Consider the following 1,363-nt stretch of genomic DNA (forward strand, 5'->3'; position numbering starts at 1 on the left):
CGCTCGACAGCGAAACCGCTGTAGCCTCCCGGCGCAGAGAGTTGTCAGCACGTTTGAAAGCCGTTCTGATCGAGCGTTTGTCGCTGGAACTTGAAGTCAACGAAATCTCGGATGACAGCCCGCTGTTCGGGACTGGTCTGCGGCTGGACTCGGTGGACAGTCTCGAGGTTGCGATCGCGGTCGAAAGCGAATTTGGCGTGGCTATCACCGACGAAGACATGCAGGCCTTCCGGTCGATCAATACCATCCTCGACTTTGTGCAAGAAAAGGGTGACGCCTGAAATGAACTTAAACTTGCAAGATTACGTAGTAGCCCGCGAGGGATGTGCTCTGATCCGCGTCAACAGCGACCGTGTTCTCCGTGTGACCGGAATGGACTGTTTCGAGGCGCTGGATGCGGTATTCTCGATGGATATCGAGATGCTGTTGCCCAATCGCGGTGTTACCGGTCTGTTCCTCGATGAAGGGGGCGCGGTGATCGCGCTGGCTACCGTCTTCAAGGGCGATGAGGATCTGATCCTGTTTACCCAAGGCGAGACCTCGGAAGCCCTTACCGCTCATCTGACCAGCAGTTTCGCGGACCAGGACGCCGCTATCGAAGACATGTCGGCCACGTACGACATCCTGTGTCTCGTTGGCCCCCATGCTGAAAAGGCCATGGAAACCAACCTCAGCGAAGACATTCTCGGGCTGTCCTACCTGACGTTTGAGGAAAATCCGGACATCGGTCAGTTGGTGTTCCGCATGGGTTACTCCGGCGAGTACGAATACCGCATTCTTGTGCCTACTGGCGACACCGGAATTGCAGACCGTCTGTCGCAACCTGGCGACGGTTTCGAAGTTACCGAAATCAAGGAAGAGATCCAGGCGCTGCTGATGCTGGAAATGCGGTCTTTGAATTTCGCCCAGTTGAACAGCAAGCGCGATCCGCTAGCCGCTGGCCTGCATTGGATGATCGATTTCCGCAAACCCGAGTTCCCTGGTCAGGCCGCACTTCAGGCCCGGCTTGATGATCTGCAAGAAACCGGCCTGATGCTGCGTTTCGACGCGCAGGCCAATGTTGAGCAGGGGGATGTGTTAGCAATCGAAGGGCAACCGGTCGGGCGGGTCGTGACGGCGGCGTTTTCGCCGACGCTCGATGCCTTCGTGGTCTTCGCCTATGTGCAACACGACCTGAGTTGGGTTGGTGTGCGCTTCGAGCTGGCCAACAAGGACACAGAACTGGTGGGACAGGGGGTTTCCGCACCGCTATTTGTCACCCGCACTGTTTTGGCGGCCTGACCTATGACAGCGTCCCCAAACAGGCCGCAACCCTCCGAAATGTATCGGCGCGTGCAGCTCATGCTGTTGCAGATGGTAGTGG

Annotated in this window: 2 protein-coding genes; both read left to right on the top strand. The window is 57.3% G+C overall.

The features are described 5' to 3' along the window. Positions 1-281: acyl carrier protein (locus tag RA19_RS24775; RefSeq protein WP_082020680.1), on the top strand; the 281-nt coding region annotated here is incomplete at its 5' end. Positions 282-294: 13 nt separating this feature from the next. Further along, positions 295-1,281: an aminomethyl transferase family protein gene (locus tag RA19_RS24780; protein ID WP_193748335.1), complete on the top strand. Its 987-nt coding sequence runs from the start codon at positions 295-297 to the stop codon at positions 1,279-1,281. Positions 1,282-1,363 lie beyond the last annotated feature (82 nt).

The organism is Leisingera sp. ANG-M1, from assembly GCF_000813745.1.
In the GTDB taxonomy this organism is placed as follows: domain Bacteria; phylum Pseudomonadota; class Alphaproteobacteria; order Rhodobacterales; family Rhodobacteraceae; genus Leisingera.